The following is a 21,783-nucleotide window of genomic DNA, read 5'->3' as shown; positions in this document are numbered from 1 at the left end:
CATGAGAAATTTTATTATAGTTCTAAGTATCTTAATACTTACTGGATGTAAATCTAAAAACGCCATTACTGCAGCAGAAGCGGAAGCAAATAAAACTGTAAAAATCAACACCTCTGAAATTTCAGAAAGCCAAAAAAGTAAAGCTTATGAATTAGGAACTAGAGTATTAATGACCTGCAATACCTCTAAATTTAAACCCTTTACAACAAGCGAAGCAACTGCCTCTGTAATAAAAAATACAACTGAAGAAAGATTAACGAAAACCTGCACTCGTTTCCGACAATATTATGGCAGTTTTATTGATCTTGAATTAATTGAAGCTTACAAGAACAACTTTGACCAATCTATCGTTTTTCGTTATAAAGCTTCTTATACAAAAAAGGTTGCCAATAAAGAATTACGATTGATTATGAATTCAGAAAACAAAGTCTCCTCTATAAAATCTATGGATTGGGTTGATGGCTTTTCAATGAATTAATTTGCTCAAATTAATATTCATATGAATTTTTAAAATTAAAAAAAAATAAAATAGCAACAGCTTTTTGACAAATATTAAGGAGTCGCAAAGCTGTTTTTTTTATGCCTTTTGTTTTTTAAATTTAAGAATTCAATACGCTTGAATAATCTTTTTTTTTATTAAAACATAAGTTTTAATAAAATCGACAATAGTCGTGATTAGATTAAAATTAACTTTTCAATTCTAGGTAACATTTATAGTAATCCTATCCGTAGTTTTTTCTTAATAATCTACTCGAAAGTTGCCCAATACTAAGTTAAAGATAAATTCTTCTACAACAACCCAAAAAAAGAGTTCCAAGCAACATTCTTGCGATTATCATTGTTTTTTAAAACAAAATATCACTTTAACTATCAACAACTTAAACCTTATAAAACATTACTTTTAATCTTTTGAAAACTCATTTTTGCTTTGAATATTATAACTTTTACAAACAATTGTGTAACTCATTTTGTTTGAAATGAAAATATCTTTGTGAAGTAATTATAAGAGTTTTAAAAAGCACATTAATTTCTTAGAAATTATTAATTCTAAAAACAGAAAATCATGAATCTCAAAAGAATATTTGGCGCTTTATTAACAACTTTAGGTATTGCTGGACTTATTTACACAGCAGTTTTATTTGCACAAACGAGTGGCGAAATGAATGATATTAAAGGATTAGTTATTTACGGCATATTAGGAATTGTTTTCTTCTTGTCTGGAATAAGTTTGATCCGCACAACAAAGGACGAATCATAATTTTCAAACATTTTCTTTACAATTAAGAAATCAAATTAGTTCGAATTTCACATAATAATCAAATTAAATATAATAATATGAAACTTAAAATCGGAATTACAGAAGCACACTTAAAAAACAGTATTTCATTACTAACTTCAATTTTAGCAAATGAGATGACATTTTATATTAAATTAAGAAAATTTCATTGGAACGTATCGGGACCAAGTTTTATGGAACTTCATAAATTATTTGAAGCTCAGTATTCAGAGGTTGAAGTATCTATCGATGAAACTGCAGAACGTATTAGCAAATTAGGCGGAAAAGCAATTGGAACTATGAAAGAATTTGCTGAATTGACTATCATCAAAGAATCTCCAAATAAATATCCAGAGCAAAAAGAAATGCTAAAAGAGTTGTTGGAAGATCATGAAACATTAATTGTACAATTACGTAAAGATGTTGATGCAAGTGAAGACGAAAATAAAGATTCAGGTACAGCAGACTTTTTAAATGGCTTAATGCAAGGTCACGAAACGATGGCTTGGATGTTAAGAAGATATTTAGAATAATATATTCTTTGGTAAAAAGCTGATAAAGCAATTGTACAAAGGAAATAGTAAGGTTAGGTTTTTATTTAGTTAGGAAGGGACTGTTGGCAACAGCAGTCCTTTTTTTTATACTTTTTAAAAAATATATAAACAGTATCAATCTAACTTATTTTATTATTTCTAAAAATTAATACTAAATTTTATTCTTTAAATAATGAAGAATATTAAAATCAATTATACTTTAAAATAACAAACTTAAAACCAAAAATATGAACAATAAAACAGCCGGAATCGTATTAATTATCATCGGAATCTTAATGGTAGCCTACAACAGCTTCAATTTTAAAACAACCGAAAAAGTAATTGACTTAGGTCCTATTGAAGTCAATAAAGAAGTGAATCATCCTATGGCTTGGTCACCAATCATTGGAGTTGCACTTGCTGTTGGTGGTGTTATATTATTAGTAGTTGGTTCAAAAAAAAATAGCTAATTAATAAAGCTCTCCTTTTGTGAGTATATGAATTTTGTAACTATTCTCTGTATTCATGTAACATAACTTATCGTTTATTAAATGAAATTTGCTACAATAAATAATAAGTTAAAACAATGAAAAAAGTTTTTTTGTAAAATAACTAATTCATTGCAAATCAAATAAATCATTTTATAATTCTCTACAAGATAAACGAAGTTAGTTTAAATAATTAAAACGATGAGTACAGAAAAATCAGTTGCAGTATTAAATACTCTTATCAAAATAAATAATGATAGAATTAGAGTTTATGATTTAGCCCAAAAGGCGACACATGATATTGATTTACACCAATTATTTGACCATTTTCGATCTGATATTAATATGTTTATAACGGAGCTTGAAAGTGATTTGCAAAAGTTGAATAGTAACCCAGTGTCCTTTAAAAAGAAAAATATTTTTTTAGAAAAAATGTGGCTTAGTTTTAAATTATTTTTTGATGAAAGCAACAGAGAAGATTTGCTAAATACTTTAGAATACGATGAATTTGTTGCACTAAACAATTACAAAAGCACATTAGTAAATAACTTAATTGATTTAGATACTAGCACCAAAATGAGATTAAAATCACATTATAAAATGCTTGAAACACGTCACGATAAGTTAAAAGAATTAGGTGATTTAATGTTAATAGAACACAAATATGATAAAAGTTTTACTTTCTAAAAATAACTCTATTTTAAATATGAAACGAAAATTTTAGATTTATTTTCGCTAAAATTTACTACTCATACCAACATGAATTTATTGAAAAATTATAGAGATTAAGTCTTATAAAGGGTAATTAATTTTCTTACTTATTCTTTTATACTTGTATTTATTGGTTGAATATATAATATTTATTCAACCAATAAATCAAAGCTATACAAATTAAAAAATTCAATATTCCTTTTTCAAAATTATATTTACCCATCACTTTGTTTAAATAAAGGTGTATAAAATCAAAAATATATCGAAATGAATACTACGCTAATTGCCAAAAAGGAAAGTATCACAACCTACTTAAAAGAAACCTTTAATGACATAGGGAAAGTGACTTTGTTTGCTTCTCGCTTTTTTAGAGAAGTGATTAAACCTCCTTATGAAATAAAAGAATTGATCAAACAATGCTACATAATAGGCTATAAATCATTGCCTCTTGTCACCGTTACAGGATTCATTATGGGTTTAGTATTGACATTACAATCAAGACCAACTTTAGCAAAATTTGGTGCAGAATCATGGCTTCCTAGTATGGTTGCTTTATCACTAATTAGAGAAATAGCACCCGTTATAACTGCTTTAATTTGTGCTGGTAAAGTTTCCTCTGGTATTGGTGCGGAACTTGGTTCGATGAAAGTGACAGAACAAATTGACGCCATGGAAGTTTCAGCAATTAATCCTTTTAAATACTTAGTCGTTACGCGCATTTTAGCAACTACTTTCATGATTCCTTTACTAGTAATCTTTGCAGACGGAATTGGTGTTATTGGCGGATATATAGGAATAAATATTCATGGCGACGTAAACTTATACCGTTATTTATCTCAAGTGCTAGAATCAATAACATTCTCTGATATTTTCCCTGCAACAATGAAAACTTTTTTCTTTGGTTTCTTTATAGGAATGATAGGATGTTACAAGGGATTTAATGCCGCAAATGGTACTGAAAGTGTTGGTAAAGCAGCTAATTCAGCTGTTGTAACCGCATCACTAAGTATTTTTATTATTGACATGATTGCAGTACAACTAACCGATTTATTTTTATAAGATGGAAGATGAGATAAAAAAAAGGAATATTATCCAGAAATCAGAAGCTGATGTTCCAGTAATAGAAATAAAAAATCTTCATAAATCATTTGGTACAAATGAGGTGTTAAAAGGAGTAAACTTAACAGTAAATAAAGGTGAAAATCTAGTTATTTTAGGAAAGTCTGGATCAGGAAAATCAATCACTATAAAGTGTATTGTTGGTTTAATGCGGATTGATGAAGGAGAGATCAATGTTTTTGGGACAGACATTACCAAATTACACATTGCTGAACTAAATGGAATTCGAGTTAGAATTGGTTTTTTATTTCAAAATGCTGCTTTATATGACTCTATGAGTGTTCGCGATAATTTGGGATTTACTTTAAAACGTCATGCTAAAGATTTGTCTGCAGAGGAAGTAGAAAGCCAGATAAAAGAAATTTTAGATAGTGTTGGTCTGAGCGAAGCCATAGACAAAATGCCCTCGGAACTTTCTGGCGGAATGAGAAAAAGAATTGGGTTAGCTAGAACTCTAATTTTAAAACCTGAAATTATTTTGTATGATGAACCAACAACAGGATTAGATACAATTACTTCAAGAGAAATTAGTGAACTAATTATTGAAATTCAAAAAAAATATAAAACTACTTCAATTATAATTACACACGATATGCCTTGTGCAAAATTAACGGGAAACCGATTAATGGTTTTAAAAGAAGGTGTAATGCATGCTGAAGGTACTTACGAAGAACTAGAAAAAAGTGAGGATGAATGGGTTCGCTCGTTTTTCCTATAACTAATAAAAAAAATAAAATGAAAAAAGAATCTGGATACCAGTGGAAATTAGGAATGTTTGTAATAATTGGATTGGTTCTATTTGTAGGAACTATTTACTTTGTTGGAAAACAAAAAAACTTGTTCGGTTCTACATTTGAATTGTATTCAAAATTTAATTCGGTAAGTGGACTTGAAATTGGTAATAATGTTCGTTTATCAGGTATTAATATTGGAACAGTTGATGATATAGATTTTCTAAATGACACTTTAGTTATTGTAAGACTAGTCATTAAAGATGAAGTGCGCCAATTTATAAAAAAAGATGCCATCGCAAGTATTAGTTCTGACGGATTAATGGGTGATAAGGTTTTGGTGATTTCTGCAGGCAAAAAGTCTAATGTTATAGTTGAAGATAAGGATCAAATCGCGTCAAAACGAGCCATAGAAATGGATGATCTAATGGTTAGCGTAAAAAAAAGTGTAGACAATGCCGCAGTAATTACTGCAGAATTAGCGCAGTTTAGTTACAACATGAATAATGGTAACGGTGCTTTATCAAAATTAATTTCGGATGAACAATTTGGAAACAGTATAAAAGGTACTATTTTGAATCTTGAAAAAAGTACAACAGAGTTTAAACGCTTTACTGTAAATATGAATAACGGCAAAGGAGCTTTATCTAAATTAGTGGGCGACGAAAGAATGGGAAAATCGGTTGATTCCTCTTTAACAAATGTAAAAACAGCTACTAAAGGACTTAACGAAGTTATTGAAGCTGCAAAACATAATTTTCTTTTAAGAGGATTCTTTAAGAAAAAGAAAAAAGAAGAAGAAAAAAAGCAAGAAGAACTAGATAATCTTGAAGAAGAACAAATGAAAAAAGAATTACAAATGGATGTTAAAAATGACTCGATAAAATAACTCATTTTCAAAGGAATAACAATTATAAAATGGTAAATTCACAGTTCAGTTAATTTAAAAAAACTGCACTTTGAATTTACCATTTTTTTTATGGCTTTTACTAAATAATATTGCCGTTTCTAATACATAACTTATTTATGAAAACAGAAAATCAACTTACTATTGCTATTCTCGAAATTACAATGAAAATTCGTAATGAATATCCTGAGTTAATAAAATACTTAGCAGAATTACCTGTAACTATACCAGACATCAGCAATCCTGAAATAAATACAAAAGTATTAATGGATTACTATCAATCTTTAGAAAACATAATAAAAAAATACAGTTCTACTCATACATTATCTTAGAGCTAGCTTTGTTTATAAAATATTAAACTACTCCTTTTATATTATAGAAATTTCAACTCCTTCTTCGTTTAGTATTTTCTTAAGCGTATAAATATTAAATTTTAATTTTTGAAAAAACAATCAGTAAATAAGATAAGTTTTAATAAAAGTTATGTAATTATTTTTTAGTTAAAATGATTCAACTTTGTATTACAAATTCAACCAAATTGTTTCAAAAAAAATTTTTAGAATTATTATAATTTTTCAATTATTTTCTTTTGATGCAACAGGTTTAATTTTAAACAAAAAAATAAAATTAAAACAAAACTATTTAAATAACTTAAAATAATTTATCATGAAAAAGACAATTTTAAATTTAGCCTTAACAACATTTATTGTTGCAACTGTATTAGTAGGATGTCAAGACAAATCTAAACAAGAAGCTGAAGCAAAAGAAAACGTAGAAAATGCAAAAGAGAATCTAGATGATGCAAAAGCTGAATTATCTGATGCAAGAAGAGCAGCAACAGAGCAAGAATGGCAAACATTTAAAGACAGTACAAATGCAACCATCAAACAAAACGAAATTAGAATTGCTGAAATGAAGGCAGAATTAAAGAAAACAGGAAAAACAATTGATTCCGAGTATTCTAAAAACATTCAAGAATTAGAAGAAAAAAACAAAGAGATTAAAAATAAATTAGAGGTGTATAAAAATGACACTAATAGTGATTGGCAATCTTTCAAAAAAGAGTTCAGACATGACATGGATGATTTAGGACAATCATTAAAAAACTTCACAGTAAAAGACAAAAAATAAATCTAAAAGGCGAGTTAATACTCGCCTTTTTTATTACAACTAACTGATTAATAGAATATTAAATATACTTTTTATTACATTTTAAATTATCTAAGTGTGAATTTTATAAATTTAAGAAAAAGTATTGTAACAATAACCTTATATAAGATGCGGATATTTGTAATATAATAATTCAAACAAAAAACTAATAAAATGAAAAAGTCAAAAAATTTAATTTTCGCATCACTAGCATTAGGACTAATGTCTATAACAGGTATTCACGCACAGGACAAAACAGCGTCTTACGGTTTTAAAGGAGGAGTAAACTTCTCAAATCTTTATGCAGATAATGTAGACGACAATAATGTATTGACTGGTTTTAACGCAGGTGTTTATGCTAAATTTCCAATTACAAATAACATCGCTATTCAACCAGAGATTAGTTATACTACTAAAGGAGCTGAATTAGTTTACAACACACTTGGTGTAAAAGGAACAGCAAAATTTAATACTAATTATATTGAAGTTCCAGTATTGTTAGTAATGAATATTACAGACAATTTTAATGTACACGTTGGACCTTACGCAGCTTATATGGTTAGCGGAAAAACAACAAACGATTCTAACCTTTTTAATTCTCAAAGCGAATTAGATACTAATGATTTCAACAAGTTTGATGCTGGTATTGCTGGAGGTGTTGGAGTTGATTTAGATGTTGTAAACTTTGGAGTTCGTTACAACTATGGTTTGACTAACGTAGGAAAAGAAAGAAACTACGGTGGAACAAATTATACTTTTCCAGATGCAAAAAACAGTGTTTTGAGCGTTTATGTTGGATTGAGATTAAACTAATAAAAAATTAACTATTAACTAACCACAAAAACTAGAAATCATGGGAAATTTACTTTACACCATTGCAGTAATATTAGTAATATTCTGGGCAATTGGATTCTTTGCATACAGTGCAGGATCAATCATTCATATTCTACTTGTTATTGCAGTAATCGCAATACTTTTTAGACTTATCTCTGGTAGAAAAGTTTAAACCAAAAATAATAAATAATCAATTTAAAAAATAAAAAAATGGGGAATCTTCTTTATACAATAGCAGTAATATTAGTGATCTTTTGGGCAATCGGTTTTTTCGCCTTCAGTGTAGGATCAATTATTCACATACTTCTTGTAATTGCAGTAATAGCAATACTTTTCAGACTTATCTCTGGTAGAAGTGTATAACTAAAAATTTAAAAAAAAGTAAAAAAATTTAATAATAAAAATCAATAATTATGAAAGCAGATAAAGTAATATTAGGAGTTTTAGGTGGAGTTGCAGTAGGAGCATTATTAGGAGTATTGTTTGCACCAGAAAAGGGAGACAAAACTAGAAGAAAAATAATGGATAAAAGCAACGATTATGCAGAAGAATTAAAAGATAAACTAGACAGTTTATTAGGTTCTATTAGTAACAAATACGAAAAAATCTGGAAAGAAGGCGAATCTTTACTTGCTGATGGTAAATCAAAATTGAACGATGCAAAAAAAGAAGGTGAAGATTTGTTAGCAGAAGGAAAATCAAAATATTACGAAGCAAAAAGCGAAATTAAAAATAGCTAATCGCATAGTAAAATTTCAATAATAAGTATGTTAAAAATTATATCATGGAAAACAACACATCAACAATAGAAATGCTTTTCGACAAAGCGGAGGATTACACTAGAACTACAGTAGAATTAATGAAGTTACAAGCAGTTGATAAAACGGCTGATGTATTGTCGTCAATGATTTCTCGAATAGCCGTTTCTGTTGTTTTTGGAATGTTTGCCTTTTTAGTAAACATTGGTCTTTCTATATGGATTGGTGAATTGCTTGGAAAAGTATATTATGGCTTTTTTGCAGTTTCTAGTTTTTATCTACTAATATCGATCTTGATTTATCTTTTTAGAGATGCGCTGATTAAAGTACGAGTGAGTAACTTTATTATTGTAAGAATGCTTAAAAAAAGTTAATATGAAAAATAATCACACAACAACGCTTAAAGAAGCCATACATTTATTAAAATTAAAGCAAGATCAAGAATTACTAGAACTTAAAGATCAATACTATTATACGTATGAAAGTTTAAAACCTGTGAACATAATAAAAAAAGCCTTTGGACAAATGACTCAGTCATCAGAATTTAGAGGAAATGTTCTCAGTAACGTAATAGGTATTGCTTCCGGATATTTAACAAAAAAAGTGCTAGTTGGATCGACACATAATCCAGTAAAAAGGATATTAGGAACACTTTTGCAATTTGTAATTACAAATGTGGTAACTAAGAAAACCGAGAAAACTATAGATAATGAAATGCTTCGTGACTAATTTAAAAATTAAACACAAGCAATGAAATTCTCTTAAATAAAAAAACTTTCCATATTATTATGGAAAGTTTTTTTGTTTTAATACGTCATCCATATAACACACCAGAGATAAAAACGATGATTATAATTTTTTAAATAGCTTTATTATTTTTAAAGATTAAAGTACTTTAATTGTTGATGTTATTTCTAAAATTAAATTTTGCATCAGTTTATTTCTACAAATTTTTAAATCTAATCAAATTTATATTTGAAAAAATAGAGTATTTTTACTTTCAATTATATTTATAAAAATGAGAACAACCAAAGATATACTTATTGAATTTTACACCGCTTTTTCAAATGGTGATGCTACAACTATGTGCAAAAACTATGATGTAAACATTCAATTTAGGGATCCTGCTTTTGGCTTATTAAAGGGGAATGAGGTTTGTGAAATGTGGAAAATGCTAACTGAGAAGAGTAAAGGAAACATGAAAATTGAATTTTCTGTTATCAAAGCAGACGAATATACAGGATCTGTAAGATGGATTGCTACCTATAAATTTGGTAAAAACCAACGAACTGTAGTCAATACTGTTTTATCTGAGTTTCAATTTAAAGAGGGATTAATTATTAAACAAACGGATCAATTTGACATTTGGAAATGGTCAAAACAAGCATTTGGAATTACAGGATATCTATTAGGTTGGACGGGATTTTTCCAGAAAAAAGTAGAAAAACAAGCTGTAGCATCCTTAAAAAAATACAGCGAATCTCATTAGATTTTTCCAAATTTTAAAGACAAAAAAAATAATGACCGTATTTAACAGAAAAAAACCATTACAAATAGTACTATTTGTAATGGTTTTTTTCTGTTAAAATTATAGGATTAGTAATTCCTGTTCTTTAAAATCAGACTAATTTTAAGGAATAAATTAGTTATAAAAAAACAATTTACATTTCATTATCCGTTTAAATCGAATTTCCAATCCACTTCTTTTTCGTACCATAATTGTCCTTGCTTTACTTGTAACGGACAGTCAAAATTATTGGTATAAAGTGCGCCAGTTCCTAATCCTTGAGGCATTAAATTATGCTGCAAAAAAGTCCATTGTGCGATTGCATTTAATCCAATATTACTCTCTAAAGCTGAGGTAATCCACCACCCTATTTTGTATTTTTCAGCTAAAGTAATCCACTCTTGTGTCCCTCGAAAACCACCAATAAAACTAGGCTTCAAAATGATATATTGTGGTTTTATTTTGAGTATTAAAGCTTCTTTCTCTGCTAATGTAAACATACCTATTAACTCTTCATCTAAAGCAATAGGAAAAGGAGTGTTTTTACACAACTCTGCCATACTGTCAGTATGGTTTTTCGCTATTGGCTGCTCAATGCTATGTAGTTCAAATTCAGATAATTGATATAACTTATATAAAGCTAAATCTAAACTAAATGCGCAGTTAGCATCAACTCGAATTTCTATTTGTTCTGAAGAAAAATGCTGTCTTATAAAGCGTAATAATTGTAGTTCTTTATCAAAATCTATTGCACCGATCTTGAGCTTGATACACTTGAAACCATCGGCTAATTTTTCTTGAATTTGCTCCTTCATAAAAGCCTCTGTTCCCATCCAAACCAATCCGTTTATTGGAATTGATTTTATACCACTTGTAAAGTCTGAAGGAAAGAGTAAAAAAGGGTTTTCACTCACTAAAGATTGAAAGGCCATTTCAACTCCAAATTGTATAGAAGGAAACTCCAAAAGCGCTTCCCAAAGCAAATCTTTTCCGAGGTGAATATGATCACAAGTCCATTTTAATTTGGCTTCATAATCAAGTCGATCATCAATGCTTAATCCTCTGAGAATTCCGCATTCGCCTATTCCTTTTTTTTCTTCTTTTTCAAGTACAATAAACCAAGTTTCTTTTTCATTCATTACACCACGAGAGGTACCCGAGGGACGTTTGAAATTTAGAATATATTTATGATAGGTTGCTTTCATATTTTCTTAGCTGCAAAGCTGATTATGTTTTTTATAAGTTTCAAAAGACCATTTATAAAAATTTTCGGTTATGCTTTAAGAGTGAAGTTCATTTTATAAAAAATCAATTGAACAACTTTAATACTCTTTTAAAATCGTCGTTTTCTATTCCAACCTTTTTAAATGTCTCAAAGTCTTGTTTTATCTTTTCAGTCCAACTCAAGCTATCTGTAACATTTTGATATTGGTATTCCTTATAAATAGATTTGGCTGTTGAATAATTATCATTTAATAAATAAGAGTGTGCTAAATTTAATTTTATTAATAATTCTGATTCATCGAGCTTCTCGCCTTCTTTAAGAAATTTAATTGCTTTTCCGTATTGTTTGGTCAAAATATAATTGTTTCCAATAGCGTTATAATCTAGTGCATTGGCTTTATTATCATTAATTATCGTTGCTAATTTAGTAATTGCTTCACCAGGTTTCCCTTGTTTTGATAATGAGGCTGCTTGTTTGCGTAAATCTTCATAAACAGCTGAAGAAAGAGTACTTTCGCCAAAACAACTGTTGCCAAAATCCTTAAATGCTTTAGCGCGCTCTACAGCCAATAATTTTTGAAATTCCTTATACTTATACTTCGACTGTATTTTATCTAAAATGCAGACACAAAAATCATCTGAATTACTCATTTTTTGAGCCAGATTAGATGTTTTACACTGATCTATAATAGATTTTCTATTTTCTGCTGTCCAGCCACGACTCAACTTATTATCAACCCAAGGAACTACTTCTAGAACTACTTTCTGATTCATGATCCAATTTTTGCTTTCAAATCCAAACCATAAATTACTTGAATTTGATTTCATGCAGGCCGATTTATCCGTTGAAAGAAGTTTAGCATCTTTACTAACAGGTGTATCTTGTACTAAGCACGCGTTTTCTGTTTTACCGTTTTCTTTGTATTTTGTAGCTAAATCTGCAGAGGAGAAAATGGCATATTTGCATTTGTCGTCTCCTGAAATTTTAGAAAGAATAAAAACTGCTCCAGCAGAACCTTGGGAAATTCCGGTGGGATCAGGAATGGCTTTAAGAACAGAAACCAAACTACCCGCCATTTGTTGGTTTTTATCCAATAGTGTTATTCTAAAAACAACTTCGGTAGTTCCTTCCGGAAAATCTTGTGTTTTAATAATAATTCGCTCTCGTGCAGAAACAGTAATTTCCTCGCTTGTAGCGCGTGTTTTATCCCAATAACCGTCTTTTTGTGCTAAATTGATTTGAAAAGCAAACATTGTTAGCAGCAAAAAAAGTCCTTTTATAGTATTCATATTCTTAATTAAGATGATTTTAGCCCAGATAGAAGTGAAAATCCTTTTATAAAGTTTCTAGCCTTTTGAAGGCTAGAAACTTTATAAAAGATTGCAACGGATAGCTGGAATAGCTCCGAATAAAATTACAATTCTATTGATTCGCCTATTTCAAGTAACATTAAATCCTTTCCTTTATTAAAGAATTTACGAATGGCGTCTTCATGATTAATTTCTATGTAACCAAATGTATCGTAGTGATAACCCAGAATTTTATCACAATCCACAAAATCGGAAGCAATAATAGCATCTTCGACATCCATCGTAAAATTATCACCAATTGGTAAAATGGCCAAATCAAGTTTGGTACGCATTGGGATCAGTTTCATATCCATTGTTAAAGCTGTATCGCCAGCGATGTAAATGTTTTTATGTTCACTTTCGATAACAAAACCTCCAGGATTACCTCCATAAGTGCCATCGGGAAAAGAACTAGAATGAATTGCATTTACATATTTTAGTTTACCAAAATCAAAATTCCAGCTTCCGCCATGATTCATAGGATGGGATTTAAAGCCTTTAGCGGCATAATAAGTTGTAATTTCAGCATTTGAAATAATTACCGCATTCGTCCTAGTAGCAATTGCCTCAACATCTAGAATATGATCTCCGTGTGCATGAGTTAACAAAATAAAATCGGCTTGTAGTGCATTAATATCAATGTGTGCTGCTTTTGGATTTGCAGAAATATAAGGATCTACTAGAATGTGCTTACCCGCTACTTCAATTCCTAAAGACGCGTGACCATAAAAAGTTATTTTCATATGATTATGTTTTAAATTATATCTATAGCTCTCTTAGAAAAAGCTAATAGAAAACAGTATGATTAAAATTTATTAATTGTGATTTTTTTGAATTTAGATATTTGAATTATATTTTGCAAATGCTGTTAAAACTCAATTTATATTAATATTCAAAAGGAAGTTTGATATTATAAACTTGAATTTATCTTCCTCCTAAAAATAAATTCACTATCAAATCTGGAATTAGAGAAACCATACACAACGCTAATAAAATAGAAAGTACAAATGTACTAAGTGCTAATTTTTTTAATTCTGGATCTAATGCTCTGGCATCTTTATTTTTATACACCGTATTTAAATGCTTTACTAAAGGTATATATGCCAATAAAAACAAATATTGATCCCAACGATAGTCACTTAAAATTGCAAAAAGTACAACTAAAATCATTGCTGTAATGATTAAAAAAAAGTGATATTTCTTTGCTTTTTCTCCGCCTATTTGAACAACAATTGTATTTTTATTCGATTTTCTATCGGAGGCCTCATCACGCATATTATTTAGATTCAATACTCCTGTACTTAACAAACCTATAGCCGCTGCTGGCAAAAACAAATCAAAATCCAATTGTTCAGAATATAAAAAGTTTACTCCAATTGTACTCACTAACCCAAAAAACACAAATACAAAAATATCGCCAAAGCCACGATATCCATACGCCGTATTACCAACAGTGTAGCGTATAGCCGAAGCAATTGCTGCTATTCCTAATACCAAGAAGAATAAAGAATACCAAATATTAGTATCGCTAAATGCAAAATAAATCAAGGTTATTGCTGATACTAAAGTAAGGAATGAAGTTACTATAATTCCTTTTTTCATGGCTTGAGGCGAAATCGCACCACTTTGAATGGCGCGTAGTGGTCCTACTCGATCGGCATTATCTGTTCCTTTTATACCATCTCCGTAATCGTTAGCGAAATTTGATAACACTTGCAGTCCTAAAGTCGTTAATATTGCTAAACCAAAAATAGTCCAGCTAAAAACATCTGTAGGCGTTTCTATATTATCTGTAGGACGCAAGGCATACATGCTACCTACAATTATTCCAGATACCGATAATGGTAATGTTCTCAAACGCGCTGCTTCAATCCAATGTTTCATTTTATTCAATTTATTTTTACCACGAAGGTATGCTATTTTTTAAAAATTTTGGCTTTTAAGCCATCGGTGATAAGGTGTGTTTTTTTAGAAATAAAAACCCTAATATCCTAATTACATCCAATTACTATCCGAAGTTTCAATTTCGTACAGCCATTGATTGACATATTGTTTTATCACTGTAAAATTACCTAATTGAAAGGCTAAATCCCCTCCTGCTGTATGAATAATTATACAACCAATGTCTACTCTTTTATGCCAAAATAATTGCGAAGTGGTTACCCCTTGAATTTTTGAAGTTTCAATAATTGCGTTATCAATATCCCAAGCACCACTTTGTTTTATAATAAAGTTGTCATTAATATAAAGTCTATTATTTAAAAATCCAAAACACAAAACGAGTCCAATAAACACAATATAAAACGGCAATACATAACTATAAGTTAGCAAGGTTGGATCTAAATAGAAAGCAAAAATAAAAAAAAGCCCAACCGGAAGTATAATAAACAAGAAAATTGAAAAAACCAATTTGCGATAGTTTGGTTTTAATACTATTCCTTTTTCAGGCATGATATGAAATAAAAGCTTAAAAATAGCTATTTTCTCTTTTTCGTTACAACCAGGAATTTCAATAATTGCTTTTTTAATATCAGTATCACTGCTCGTTGCTTGCTTTATTTTTATCTCTAAAATATCAAATTTTTTCTGGAAATAATTTCGAGTTACCGTAACAATTTGTACTTTTTCTGGCTTGACTATCGTGCTTTTAGTGCTTAGTAATCCAAATGATAATAGCAAAGAATCCTTATGCCTGGTTACTTTATAGTCAAAATATTTAAAAACAACGCGAATTAAGTTGATAATCAATATCAAAAATATCAGTATTAAAAAAACAAATCCAACATATTGAATAGTCGATTGGCTGTCAACAAAGTTTTCTAATTGTTCGTCATCAACTTCATATTCTGGAATTATTCTTTTTACATTATCAAAAATTGTCATTATAAAGGCTAAAACTAAACCTAACGTTTTTACATAATTGGTTGTAATTCCAACCTTTAACAAACTTAGAAAGCTAATCTTTACAAAAGGTTGATTTTGATTAATTGAGTTATGAACTGTTGCTTCTTCACTTATTTCTTTTTCATTTACAGCATTCCCTTCTAGCAATCTTGCTTTTAAATTAAGCGCAAGTGTATGTGAAATAGCGCGAATTCTACCTTCTTTTTTAGCACTTCCTGCAGTGTCAACATTAAGTTCATAAACGCCTATAATTCGTTGAATTAAGGACTGATTAATATCGACTTGTTGAATTCTATCCAATTGAATAATGGTACTCTTTTTATTTATAATCCCTTCATTTATGACAAACTCCTCATTTTTATCATCTAAATAAAATTTAAAATTCAAGTATTTTAAATAAGCAACAAAAGCAATTATTATTAAAAAAGAAACGATTCCAAGACCAAGGTAAATCGTATTTAGATCCTTAAATTTTACAATATAAACAAGTAAAACAGGCCATAAACCTCGAGCCCATAATTGCAGGGTATCAACAAACATAACCAAAACGCCAATTGGAGATTGTCGTTGCGGTTGATTAAAGTCGTCTTCCATTACAGTTGTTTTTGTATTTTACCCATTAACAGCTGTTTTATGTTTTCTGCTTCCTCTTTGGCTATTCCGGGAATTGCAATATCACTAGAACTTCCTCCTGCTGTAAAGATTTCAATTTTGGCTAAACCAAAAAATCGTGACATAAACCCTTCATGTAAGGCAACATGTTGTACTCTATTATAAGGAATTACAATTGTATTTGTTGCTATCACACCATATCTATACAATACATCATGCTCTCTAAAGGCAAATCCTTTTTTTCGAAATCCAATAATGGAAAAGGATACAATAAAAATCAAAAGTATTGGAATTACCATTCCTAAAATTAACCAAACTCTTCCAGAGAATAGTTCTGGATTAATAACTGAAAGAACCATTGGAGCCAATATAAATAAACCAATCACTATCCCTAAATTAATCAAAACCACTCTAAAATATTTGGTATGCAAAGCTGTAAAAACAACTTCCTCAAATTTAGGAAGTTGTTTAATATCAATTGTTTTGTTTGTAAAATTTTCCATTTAATTTTATTTGTTTTTAACAAGAAGCTATTCTTTCAATAATGCAAATAATCAAAGGCTTAAATTTGATTTCGCATTTCAGAGTACAATTATTGAATCTTAATTTAGCATTTTTTTACACCAATACTTTTGCTTTCACAATACAATCAAAGTGGAATACTCTTAAGAAATTTAAAATTTGATGATTATATTAAGGAAGCCATTTTTTTTCGAAATTTGGTTTTCTTTTCTCTAAAAAGGCATTTCTACCTTCTTTGGCTTCTTCAGTCATGTAAGCGAGTCGCGTAGCTTCGCCAGCAAAAACTTGTTGACCAACCATTCCGTCATCCGTAAGATTCATTGCAAATTTCAACATCTTAATAGCCATTGGTGATTTATGTAAAATTTCCTGAGCCCATTCATACGCCGTATCTTCTAATTCATCGTGCGGAATAACCGCATTTACCATTCCCATATCCATAGCCTCTTGAGCAGAATAGTTACGTCCTAAAAAGAAAATCTCACGTGCTTTTTTCTGTCCGACCATTTTGGCTAAATAGGCAGATCCGTAACCTCCATCAAAACTAGTTACATCGGCATCCGTTTGTTTAAAAATAGCATGCTCTTTACTGGCTAAAGTAAGATCGCAAACTACATGTAAACTATGACCGCCACCAACAGCCCAACCAGGAACCACAGCAATAACCACTTTTGGCATAAAACGAATGAGACGTTGCACTTCTAAAATATTCAAACGATGTTGCCCATCCTCTCCTACATATCCTTGGTGTCCACGTGCGTTTTGATCGCCACCACTACAGAAAGAGTAAATTCCGTCCTTTGATGACGGTCCTTCAGCAGACAATAAAACTACTCCTATTGAAGTGTCTTCTTGTGCATCATAAAAAGCATTGTATAACTCTGCAGTCGTTTTTGGGCGAAAAGCATTGCGCACATCCGGTCTATTAAAGGCGATTCTGGCAACACCATTGCATTTTTTATAAGTGATATCTTCGTATTCTTTGGCAGTAATCCAATCCATAATTATTGATTTAAATTATTTTAGCGTAAAAATAAATCATTTTTCGCAGTATATCTATTCTATTAAAAGAAGCTTGTAGTAATCCTTATCTGATTAAAGAGGCTAAAATGTTAAAAATCAACTGATAAAGTAATTTTTAACACTTACTAATTGAAATTATTTTTAAATTTATAACAAGCTAATCTAATAAATACCAATTATTTATCGATTTAATTATTGATTCTACACTGATTTATTAACTTAAAAAAAGAATGTATTGCAAACACTAAAAAATGTTGTGGCTCCTTTTTCTATGTTTATAAAAAATTATAGTATTTCAAAAACAGGGAGAAATGAGTATTTGATACCATCATTTGCTATTTTAGGAAATTCTAAAAAGTAACACCTACGGTTAAAAAAAAGATTTATTTTCTTGCGCTTGCATGAGTGAGGCATTAATAAAAATAATTTAGAAAATATTCTTTCAATATATAAAAACAACCAATGGCTAACTGTGAACTTAGATAACCAGTATCAAGCAAACGATTGTTTCAATAAAGACAAAAAAAATCTTTAAAGTAATTTACGCTTAAGTTATTACATTTTAAATAGTAAAAAATAGTACTATTATTTTGCAGGCGGATAAAGCTACTTTAAACTTCTATTATTTTACTGCTACTACGAATTTAAAATTCTAAAAAGGCATTAAAAAGAGAAAGACTAATCGTTTTTGATTAGTCTTTCTTTTTTATTATTCTTTTACCAAGTAAATCCCATCTTCCTTGATTTCGATTAATTTTTCTCTGTAGAGTGCACCAATCGCTTTTTTAAAGGTTTTTTTACTCATCTTCAAAACTGTTTTGATATCTTCTGGATGAGAGTTATCTGTTAATCGCAGAAAACCTCTACTGGCTCTGAGTTCGTCTAGAATTTTTTCGGCATTAGGCTCTATACTTTCATATCCTTGAACTTGTAGTGCTACATCTATTTTATTATCTGGACGAATCGTCTTTATATATCCTCGCATGCGATCACCAGTACGAATGGCATCATCATACACTTCATCTTTGTATAAAAGTCCTTTGTACTTTTCGTTGATAATTACATTAATTCCAATTTCTGTAATGTGCGAGACAATCAAATCTACTTCTTCGCCTTTTTCAACGGTAAGATTTTCATTTTTTAGAAATTGATTGGTTTTACTAGAAGCTACTAAACGATTTGTTTTTTCATCCATATAAAGGTAAACCAAATAACGTTTTCCTTTTTCCATAGGACGCGCTTGCTCTTTATAAGGAACTAAAATATCTTTTTCCATTCCCCAATCCATAAAAGCACCAATTTGATTGACATAATTCACTCTCAAAAGGGCAAATTCATTCAGTAAAATATAAGGTTCTAATGTTGTAGCAACGGGACGCTCTTCATGGTCTAAATACACAAAAACAATCAGCTCCTCTCCTATTTCAAATTCATTTGGAACATATTTGTTTGGCAAAAGTATATCGTGTATTCCTTCTGGATCCGTATCGGGTGTTCCAAGAAACAAACCTACTTTGGTATCTCGTAAAATGGTAAGCGTATTGTATTTTCCTATTTCAATCATTTTCTTAAAATTCTTAGTCTTTATCCACTATATAAGGCACAAAGGTACAAAGATTTAATTAAGAAATAATTTTGATTTAAACTTATAAACTCCTATTTTTAAGATTAATTAAATCGCTAGTATTTACTAGTAAATCAGTCCTATTTTACAATTAAAAATCAAAAATAATACGATCATGAAAAAGATTACACTTTCTATAATTCTAATTGTAGCGCTTTCCACTGCTTATTCTTGTAAAAGACAGAATAAGGAAATTCAGTCCGCGAGCCCAACCACCGAAAATAAAGAAATAGAAGAACAACATCATTCCGAAAATCATTCCCTTGTATTGGACAATGGCGAACGTTGGATTGCGAATCCAGAAACAACTTTAGGAGTAGAAAAAATGCAACAAACCATGAATTCATTTACTGAAAAGGATAATGTTGAAGCATACAAAAAACTTACGGAAAATTTAGAATTAGATTTTAAAATGATTTTTCAAAAATGCACAATGACTGGTGCAGCACATGATCAGTTGCATAATTTTTTAATTCCAATTAAAGATTTATTAAAAACCTTGCCTTCTTCTGATTTGAAAGAATGTCAAGAAAGTTTTGATCAAATAAACAAACACTTATTAATTTATAAAACGTATTTCAAATAATGAAAACTGCCTCTTTAAGAAAAGATCTTCAATACAATGAAGACAAAGTTGCTATCAAAGTAATGATGGAAACAGATACAGCAAAGGAAATTAGAATTTTATTTAAAAAAGGACAAGCCATGAAAGAGCATAAAGCAGGCTTTCCTATTACAGTAGAAATTCATCAAGGGACAATTACTTTTGGTGTTAACGATGAAAAAATGATTTTACAAGCAGGAGATTTAATATCGTTAGAGGCCAATGTCCCTCATGATTTACATGCTGAGGAAGATAGCATCGTACGATTGACTTTGTCAAAGTTAGATACCGTTGAAAGAGTAAAAAAAGTACTTGAATAAGTGCATATAAAGCTAAATAACATTTTTTACACTTTATATTTACAATATCCCATTCTGAAAAGGTGGGATATTTTATTGTAATATAAAGTCCTATTTTAATTCATCCAACTTCTTTAGAATTTTTCCTAAGAATGATTAGCGTTCAACAAATACTAAAAACTAATTTCGGTTCCCTATTATTTTACTTTTTTATTAACTTTGAGAAAACTAAAAATACCACTTATGAAATTAACCTCAATTTACTGCTTATTACTACTTACAATTGTATCTCACACCAATTACGCTCAGACAACAGTTGATGATCCTGAAATAAAAAAAATGGTTGCCGAAGTAAAATCGGAAAATATGGAAGCAACGGTTCGAAAGCTCGTTTCTTTTGGAACGCGACACACCTTGAGCGATACCAAAAGTAATACGCGCGGCATTGGAGCAGCACAACGTTGGGTTAAATCAGAGTTTGATAAATATGCTTTATCCTCTAACGGAAGATTAACTTCGAAAATAGACTTTTTTACGATTAAAGCGGATGGAAAACGGATTGCTGCCGACAGTGAACTAGGAAATGTGATGGCTACCTTAAAAGGTACCGATCCTAATGATGATCGCGTATTAATTATCAGTGGACATCTAGATTCTCGTGCATCTGATGTGATGAATGCAAAAATTGATGCGCCAGGCGCTAACGATGACGCTTCAGGAGTTGCTGCTATGATGGAACTTGCTAGAATAATGAGCAAGAGAGAATTTCCTTTTACATTGATCTTTGTAGCAGTAGTTGGAGAAGAACAAGGATTGTATGGAGCCAAACATTTAGCTGATGCAGCAAAGGAAGGAAAATGGAATGTAGTTGCTATGATTAATAATGATATGATTGGAAACAGTTTGTCAAGCGGTACTTTATTAAGAGACAATACACAAGTTCGCGTTTTTAGCGAAACAATTCCGTATTTAGAGACAGAAGCAGAATCTAAAATGCGCAAATCAACTAATCGCGACAATGACAGTCCATCAAGACAATTAGCACGCTATATTAAAACGGTTACCAATCAATATGTAGATCAATTAGATATTAAGTTAGTGTATCGCAACGACCGTTTTCTTCGTGGTGGCGATCACACTCCGTTCAGTCAAAATGGATTTACGGCAATTCGTTTTTGTGAAATGAACGAAAACTTTGATCACCAACACCAAGATGTAAGAAAAGAAAATAATATTCAATATGGTGATCTTCCTGAATTTATGGATTTTGAATACCTAAAAAAAGTGACTTGCTCCAACTTGGCTACTTTTAGCAATTTAGCATGGTCGCCAAAAGCGCCAACAAACGTAGGAATTGAGGTAAAAGACTTAACTAACTTTTCGACTTTGGTTTGGAAAGCTCCAGAAGGCAAAGAAGTTTTCGGTTATAATATTCTTATTAGAGAAACATCCTCATCACAGTGGGAAAAAACAATTTTTACAAAAGACACCAAAATAGAAATTCCTTATTCAAAAGATAATTTTTTCTTTGCTGTTCAAACTATTGATGCTTTGGGACATTCTAGCTTACCTGTTTTTCCTGTACCAGTTCGATAAAAAACAATTATC

General features: G+C 30.1%; 28 protein-coding genes. 20 read left to right on the top strand and 8 right to left on the bottom strand.

Going from position 1 to position 21,783, the window contains the following annotated elements; genetic code table 11:
* Nucleotide 1: 1 nt before the first annotated feature.
* The 17 genes from J3S90_RS10350 (at nt 2) to J3S90_RS10270 (ending at nt 9,995) form a co-directional block, all read left to right on the top strand.
* The gene (locus J3S90_RS10350) at nt 2-478 is read left to right on the top strand and encodes a hypothetical protein (protein WP_210646133.1); all 477 of its coding nucleotides are present in this window, start codon (nt 2-4) and stop codon (nt 476-478) included.
* Nucleotides 479-1,063: 585 nt separating this feature from the next.
* Nucleotides 1,064-1,258: a hypothetical protein gene (locus J3S90_RS10345; RefSeq protein ID WP_210646132.1), complete on the top strand. Its 195-nt coding sequence runs from the start codon at nt 1,064-1,066 to the stop codon at nt 1,256-1,258.
* Between the two features lie 77 nt (nt 1,259-1,335).
* A complete protein-coding gene (locus tag J3S90_RS10340) occupies nt 1,336-1,809 on the top strand; it encodes a Dps family protein (RefSeq protein WP_188050648.1) in 474 nt (157 codons plus the stop codon).
* Nucleotides 1,810-2,057: 248 nt separating this feature from the next.
* Nucleotides 2,058-2,279 (top strand): hypothetical protein, encoded by a 222-nt coding sequence (locus tag J3S90_RS10335; protein WP_210646131.1) that lies wholly within the window; start codon nt 2,058-2,060, stop codon nt 2,277-2,279.
* A gap of 219 nt (nt 2,280-2,498) precedes the next feature.
* Complete coding sequence (locus J3S90_RS10330) at nt 2,499-2,984, top strand: DUF2383 domain-containing protein (RefSeq protein WP_210646130.1); 486 nt, start codon at nt 2,499-2,501, stop codon at nt 2,982-2,984.
* Between the two features lie 291 nt (nt 2,985-3,275).
* A complete protein-coding gene (locus J3S90_RS10325; RefSeq protein ID WP_223151095.1) occupies nt 3,276-4,067 on the top strand; it encodes an MlaE family ABC transporter permease in 792 nt (263 codons plus the stop codon).
* Nucleotide 4,068: 1 nt separating this feature from the next.
* Nucleotides 4,069-4,845: an ABC transporter ATP-binding protein gene (locus J3S90_RS10320; RefSeq protein ID WP_188050651.1), complete on the top strand. Its 777-nt coding sequence runs from the start codon at nt 4,069-4,071 to the stop codon at nt 4,843-4,845.
* Between the two features lie 17 nt (nt 4,846-4,862).
* Nucleotides 4,863-5,747 (top strand): MlaD family protein, encoded by an 885-nt coding sequence (locus J3S90_RS10315; protein ID WP_210646129.1) that lies wholly within the window; start codon nt 4,863-4,865, stop codon nt 5,745-5,747.
* Between the two features lie 137 nt (nt 5,748-5,884).
* Nucleotides 5,885-6,097, top strand: a complete 213-nt coding sequence (locus J3S90_RS10310) for a hypothetical protein (protein ID WP_188050653.1) — start codon at nt 5,885-5,887, stop codon at nt 6,095-6,097.
* A 334-nt stretch (nt 6,098-6,431) separates the two neighbouring features.
* The gene (locus J3S90_RS10305; protein WP_210646128.1) at nt 6,432-6,896 is read left to right on the top strand and encodes a sll1863 family stress response protein; all 465 of its coding nucleotides are present in this window, start codon (nt 6,432-6,434) and stop codon (nt 6,894-6,896) included.
* Between the two features lie 192 nt (nt 6,897-7,088).
* Nucleotides 7,089-7,727: a porin family protein gene (locus J3S90_RS10300; protein WP_236023930.1), complete on the top strand. Its 639-nt coding sequence runs from the start codon at nt 7,089-7,091 to the stop codon at nt 7,725-7,727.
* Nucleotides 7,728-7,767: 40 nt separating this feature from the next.
* A complete protein-coding gene (locus J3S90_RS10295) occupies nt 7,768-7,920 on the top strand; it encodes a lmo0937 family membrane protein (protein WP_121926380.1) in 153 nt (50 codons plus the stop codon).
* A gap of 38 nt (nt 7,921-7,958) precedes the next feature.
* Complete coding sequence (locus J3S90_RS10290) at nt 7,959-8,111, top strand: lmo0937 family membrane protein (protein ID WP_188050655.1); 153 nt, start codon at nt 7,959-7,961, stop codon at nt 8,109-8,111.
* Nucleotides 8,112-8,161: 50 nt separating this feature from the next.
* On the top strand, nt 8,162-8,488 hold the full coding sequence (locus J3S90_RS10285) for a YtxH domain-containing protein (RefSeq protein ID WP_188050656.1): 327 nt from the start codon (nt 8,162-8,164) through the stop codon (nt 8,486-8,488).
* Nucleotides 8,489-8,532: 44 nt separating this feature from the next.
* Nucleotides 8,533-8,880, top strand: coding sequence for a zinc ribbon domain-containing protein (locus tag J3S90_RS10280; protein ID WP_188050657.1), 348 nt, complete (start codon nt 8,533-8,535; stop codon nt 8,878-8,880).
* 1 nt (nt 8,881) lies between these two features.
* The gene (locus J3S90_RS10275) at nt 8,882-9,235 is read left to right on the top strand and encodes a hypothetical protein (protein ID WP_188050658.1); all 354 of its coding nucleotides are present in this window, start codon (nt 8,882-8,884) and stop codon (nt 9,233-9,235) included.
* Nucleotides 9,236-9,524: 289 nt separating this feature from the next.
* A complete protein-coding gene (locus tag J3S90_RS10270; protein ID WP_210646127.1) occupies nt 9,525-9,995 on the top strand; it encodes a nuclear transport factor 2 family protein in 471 nt (156 codons plus the stop codon).
* 182 nt (nt 9,996-10,177) lie between these two features.
* Here the strand turns inward: J3S90_RS10270 and J3S90_RS10265 are convergent, their stop codons facing one another.
* The 8 genes from J3S90_RS10265 to J3S90_RS10230 all read right to left on the bottom strand — a co-directional run bounded on the left by J3S90_RS10265 (nt 10,178) and on the right by J3S90_RS10230 (nt 19,212).
* Nucleotides 10,178-11,218, bottom strand: a complete 1,041-nt coding sequence (locus J3S90_RS10265; RefSeq protein WP_210646126.1) for an o-succinylbenzoate synthase — start codon at nt 11,216-11,218, stop codon at nt 10,178-10,180.
* A 103-nt stretch (nt 11,219-11,321) separates the two neighbouring features.
* Entirely contained in the window at nt 11,322-12,527 is a 1,206-nt protein-coding gene (locus tag J3S90_RS10260; RefSeq protein WP_210646125.1) for a tetratricopeptide repeat protein, read from the bottom strand.
* Between the two features lie 125 nt (nt 12,528-12,652).
* Nucleotides 12,653-13,330, bottom strand: coding sequence for a metal-dependent hydrolase (locus J3S90_RS10255; protein WP_210646124.1), 678 nt, complete (start codon nt 13,328-13,330; stop codon nt 12,653-12,655).
* Between the two features lie 181 nt (nt 13,331-13,511).
* Complete coding sequence (menA, locus tag J3S90_RS10250) at nt 13,512-14,471, bottom strand: 1,4-dihydroxy-2-naphthoate octaprenyltransferase (RefSeq protein ID WP_210646123.1); 960 nt, start codon at nt 14,469-14,471, stop codon at nt 13,512-13,514.
* A 111-nt stretch (nt 14,472-14,582) separates the two neighbouring features.
* Nucleotides 14,583-16,085 (bottom strand): PH domain-containing protein, encoded by a 1,503-nt coding sequence (locus J3S90_RS10245; protein WP_210646122.1) that lies wholly within the window; start codon nt 16,083-16,085, stop codon nt 14,583-14,585.
* Nucleotides 16,085-16,606 (bottom strand): PH domain-containing protein, encoded by a 522-nt coding sequence (locus J3S90_RS10240; protein ID WP_210646121.1) that lies wholly within the window; start codon nt 16,604-16,606, stop codon nt 16,085-16,087. The genes J3S90_RS10245 and J3S90_RS10240 overlap by 1 nt, the downstream gene beginning before the upstream one ends.
* 190 nt (nt 16,607-16,796) lie before the next feature.
* The gene (locus tag J3S90_RS10235; RefSeq protein WP_210646120.1) at nt 16,797-17,627 is read right to left on the bottom strand and encodes a 1,4-dihydroxy-2-naphthoyl-CoA synthase; all 831 of its coding nucleotides are present in this window, start codon (nt 17,625-17,627) and stop codon (nt 16,797-16,799) included.
* A 730-nt stretch (nt 17,628-18,357) separates the two neighbouring features.
* Nucleotides 18,358-19,212 (bottom strand): CvfB family protein, encoded by an 855-nt coding sequence (locus J3S90_RS10230; protein WP_188050669.1) that lies wholly within the window; start codon nt 19,210-19,212, stop codon nt 18,358-18,360.
* A gap of 175 nt (nt 19,213-19,387) precedes the next feature.
* Between J3S90_RS10230 and J3S90_RS10225 the strand changes: the two genes are divergently transcribed.
* From J3S90_RS10225 to J3S90_RS10215, 3 genes are all read left to right on the top strand, one after another.
* On the top strand, nt 19,388-19,858 hold the full coding sequence (locus tag J3S90_RS10225; protein ID WP_210646119.1) for a hypothetical protein: 471 nt from the start codon (nt 19,388-19,390) through the stop codon (nt 19,856-19,858).
* A complete protein-coding gene (locus J3S90_RS10220; RefSeq protein WP_188050671.1) occupies nt 19,858-20,196 on the top strand; it encodes a cupin domain-containing protein in 339 nt (112 codons plus the stop codon). The genes J3S90_RS10225 and J3S90_RS10220 overlap by 1 nt, the downstream gene beginning before the upstream one ends.
* 222 nt (nt 20,197-20,418) lie before the next feature.
* Nucleotides 20,419-21,771, top strand: a complete 1,353-nt coding sequence (locus J3S90_RS10215; RefSeq protein ID WP_236023929.1) for a M28 family metallopeptidase — start codon at nt 20,419-20,421, stop codon at nt 21,769-21,771.
* Nucleotides 21,772-21,783 lie beyond the last annotated feature (12 nt).

Origin of the sequence: Flavobacterium flabelliforme (genome assembly GCF_017948675.1) — a bacterium.
Classification (GTDB): Bacteria; Bacteroidota; Bacteroidia; order Flavobacteriales; family Flavobacteriaceae; genus Flavobacterium; species Flavobacterium pygoscelis.
Note: the sequence above shows the minus strand (reverse complement) of the source record. Positions and strands in the feature narration are given on the sequence as shown.

Excerpts from the sequence above, each read along its gene's own strand:
- J3S90_RS10350 (WP_210646133.1), top strand. The coding sequence starts at position 2 with ATGAGAAATTTTATTATAGTTCTAAGTATCTTAATACTTACTGGATGT.
- J3S90_RS10345 (WP_210646132.1), top strand. The coding sequence starts at position 1,064 with ATGAATCTCAAAAGAATATTTGGCGCTTTATTAACAACTTTAGGTATT.
- J3S90_RS10340 (WP_188050648.1), top strand. The coding sequence starts at position 1,336 with ATGAAACTTAAAATCGGAATTACAGAAGCACACTTAAAAAACAGTATT.
- J3S90_RS10335 (WP_210646131.1), top strand. The coding sequence starts at position 2,058 with ATGAACAATAAAACAGCCGGAATCGTATTAATTATCATCGGAATCTTA.
- J3S90_RS10330 (WP_210646130.1), top strand. The coding sequence starts at position 2,499 with ATGAGTACAGAAAAATCAGTTGCAGTATTAAATACTCTTATCAAAATA.
- J3S90_RS10325 (WP_223151095.1), top strand. The coding sequence starts at position 3,276 with ATGAATACTACGCTAATTGCCAAAAAGGAAAGTATCACAACCTACTTA.
- J3S90_RS10320 (WP_188050651.1), top strand. The coding sequence starts at position 4,069 with ATGGAAGATGAGATAAAAAAAAGGAATATTATCCAGAAATCAGAAGCT.
- J3S90_RS10315 (WP_210646129.1), top strand. The coding sequence starts at position 4,863 with ATGAAAAAAGAATCTGGATACCAGTGGAAATTAGGAATGTTTGTAATA.
- J3S90_RS10310 (WP_188050653.1), top strand. The coding sequence starts at position 5,885 with ATGAAAACAGAAAATCAACTTACTATTGCTATTCTCGAAATTACAATG.
- J3S90_RS10305 (WP_210646128.1), top strand. The coding sequence starts at position 6,432 with ATGAAAAAGACAATTTTAAATTTAGCCTTAACAACATTTATTGTTGCA.
- J3S90_RS10300 (WP_236023930.1), top strand. The coding sequence starts at position 7,089 with ATGAAAAAGTCAAAAAATTTAATTTTCGCATCACTAGCATTAGGACTA.
- J3S90_RS10295 (WP_121926380.1), top strand. The coding sequence starts at position 7,768 with ATGGGAAATTTACTTTACACCATTGCAGTAATATTAGTAATATTCTGG.
- J3S90_RS10290 (WP_188050655.1), top strand. The coding sequence starts at position 7,959 with ATGGGGAATCTTCTTTATACAATAGCAGTAATATTAGTGATCTTTTGG.
- J3S90_RS10285 (WP_188050656.1), top strand. The coding sequence starts at position 8,162 with ATGAAAGCAGATAAAGTAATATTAGGAGTTTTAGGTGGAGTTGCAGTA.
- J3S90_RS10280 (WP_188050657.1), top strand. The coding sequence starts at position 8,533 with ATGGAAAACAACACATCAACAATAGAAATGCTTTTCGACAAAGCGGAG.
- J3S90_RS10275 (WP_188050658.1), top strand. The coding sequence starts at position 8,882 with ATGAAAAATAATCACACAACAACGCTTAAAGAAGCCATACATTTATTA.
- J3S90_RS10270 (WP_210646127.1), top strand. The coding sequence starts at position 9,525 with ATGAGAACAACCAAAGATATACTTATTGAATTTTACACCGCTTTTTCA.
- J3S90_RS10265 (WP_210646126.1), bottom strand. The coding sequence starts at position 11,218 with ATGAAAGCAACCTATCATAAATATATTCTAAATTTCAAACGTCCCTCG.
- J3S90_RS10260 (WP_210646125.1), bottom strand. The coding sequence starts at position 12,527 with ATGAATACTATAAAAGGACTTTTTTTGCTGCTAACAATGTTTGCTTTT.
- J3S90_RS10255 (WP_210646124.1), bottom strand. The coding sequence starts at position 13,330 with ATGAAAATAACTTTTTATGGTCACGCGTCTTTAGGAATTGAAGTAGCG.
- menA (WP_210646123.1), bottom strand. The coding sequence starts at position 14,471 with ATGAAACATTGGATTGAAGCAGCGCGTTTGAGAACATTACCATTATCG.
- J3S90_RS10245 (WP_210646122.1), bottom strand. The coding sequence starts at position 16,085 with ATGGAAGACGACTTTAATCAACCGCAACGACAATCTCCAATTGGCGTT.
- J3S90_RS10240 (WP_210646121.1), bottom strand. The coding sequence starts at position 16,606 with ATGGAAAATTTTACAAACAAAACAATTGATATTAAACAACTTCCTAAA.
- J3S90_RS10235 (WP_210646120.1), bottom strand. The coding sequence starts at position 17,627 with ATGGATTGGATTACTGCCAAAGAATACGAAGATATCACTTATAAAAAA.
- J3S90_RS10230 (WP_188050669.1), bottom strand. The coding sequence starts at position 19,212 with ATGATTGAAATAGGAAAATACAATACGCTTACCATTTTACGAGATACC.
- J3S90_RS10225 (WP_210646119.1), top strand. The coding sequence starts at position 19,388 with ATGAAAAAGATTACACTTTCTATAATTCTAATTGTAGCGCTTTCCACT.
- J3S90_RS10220 (WP_188050671.1), top strand. The coding sequence starts at position 19,858 with ATGAAAACTGCCTCTTTAAGAAAAGATCTTCAATACAATGAAGACAAA.
- J3S90_RS10215 (WP_236023929.1), top strand. The coding sequence starts at position 20,419 with ATGAAATTAACCTCAATTTACTGCTTATTACTACTTACAATTGTATCT.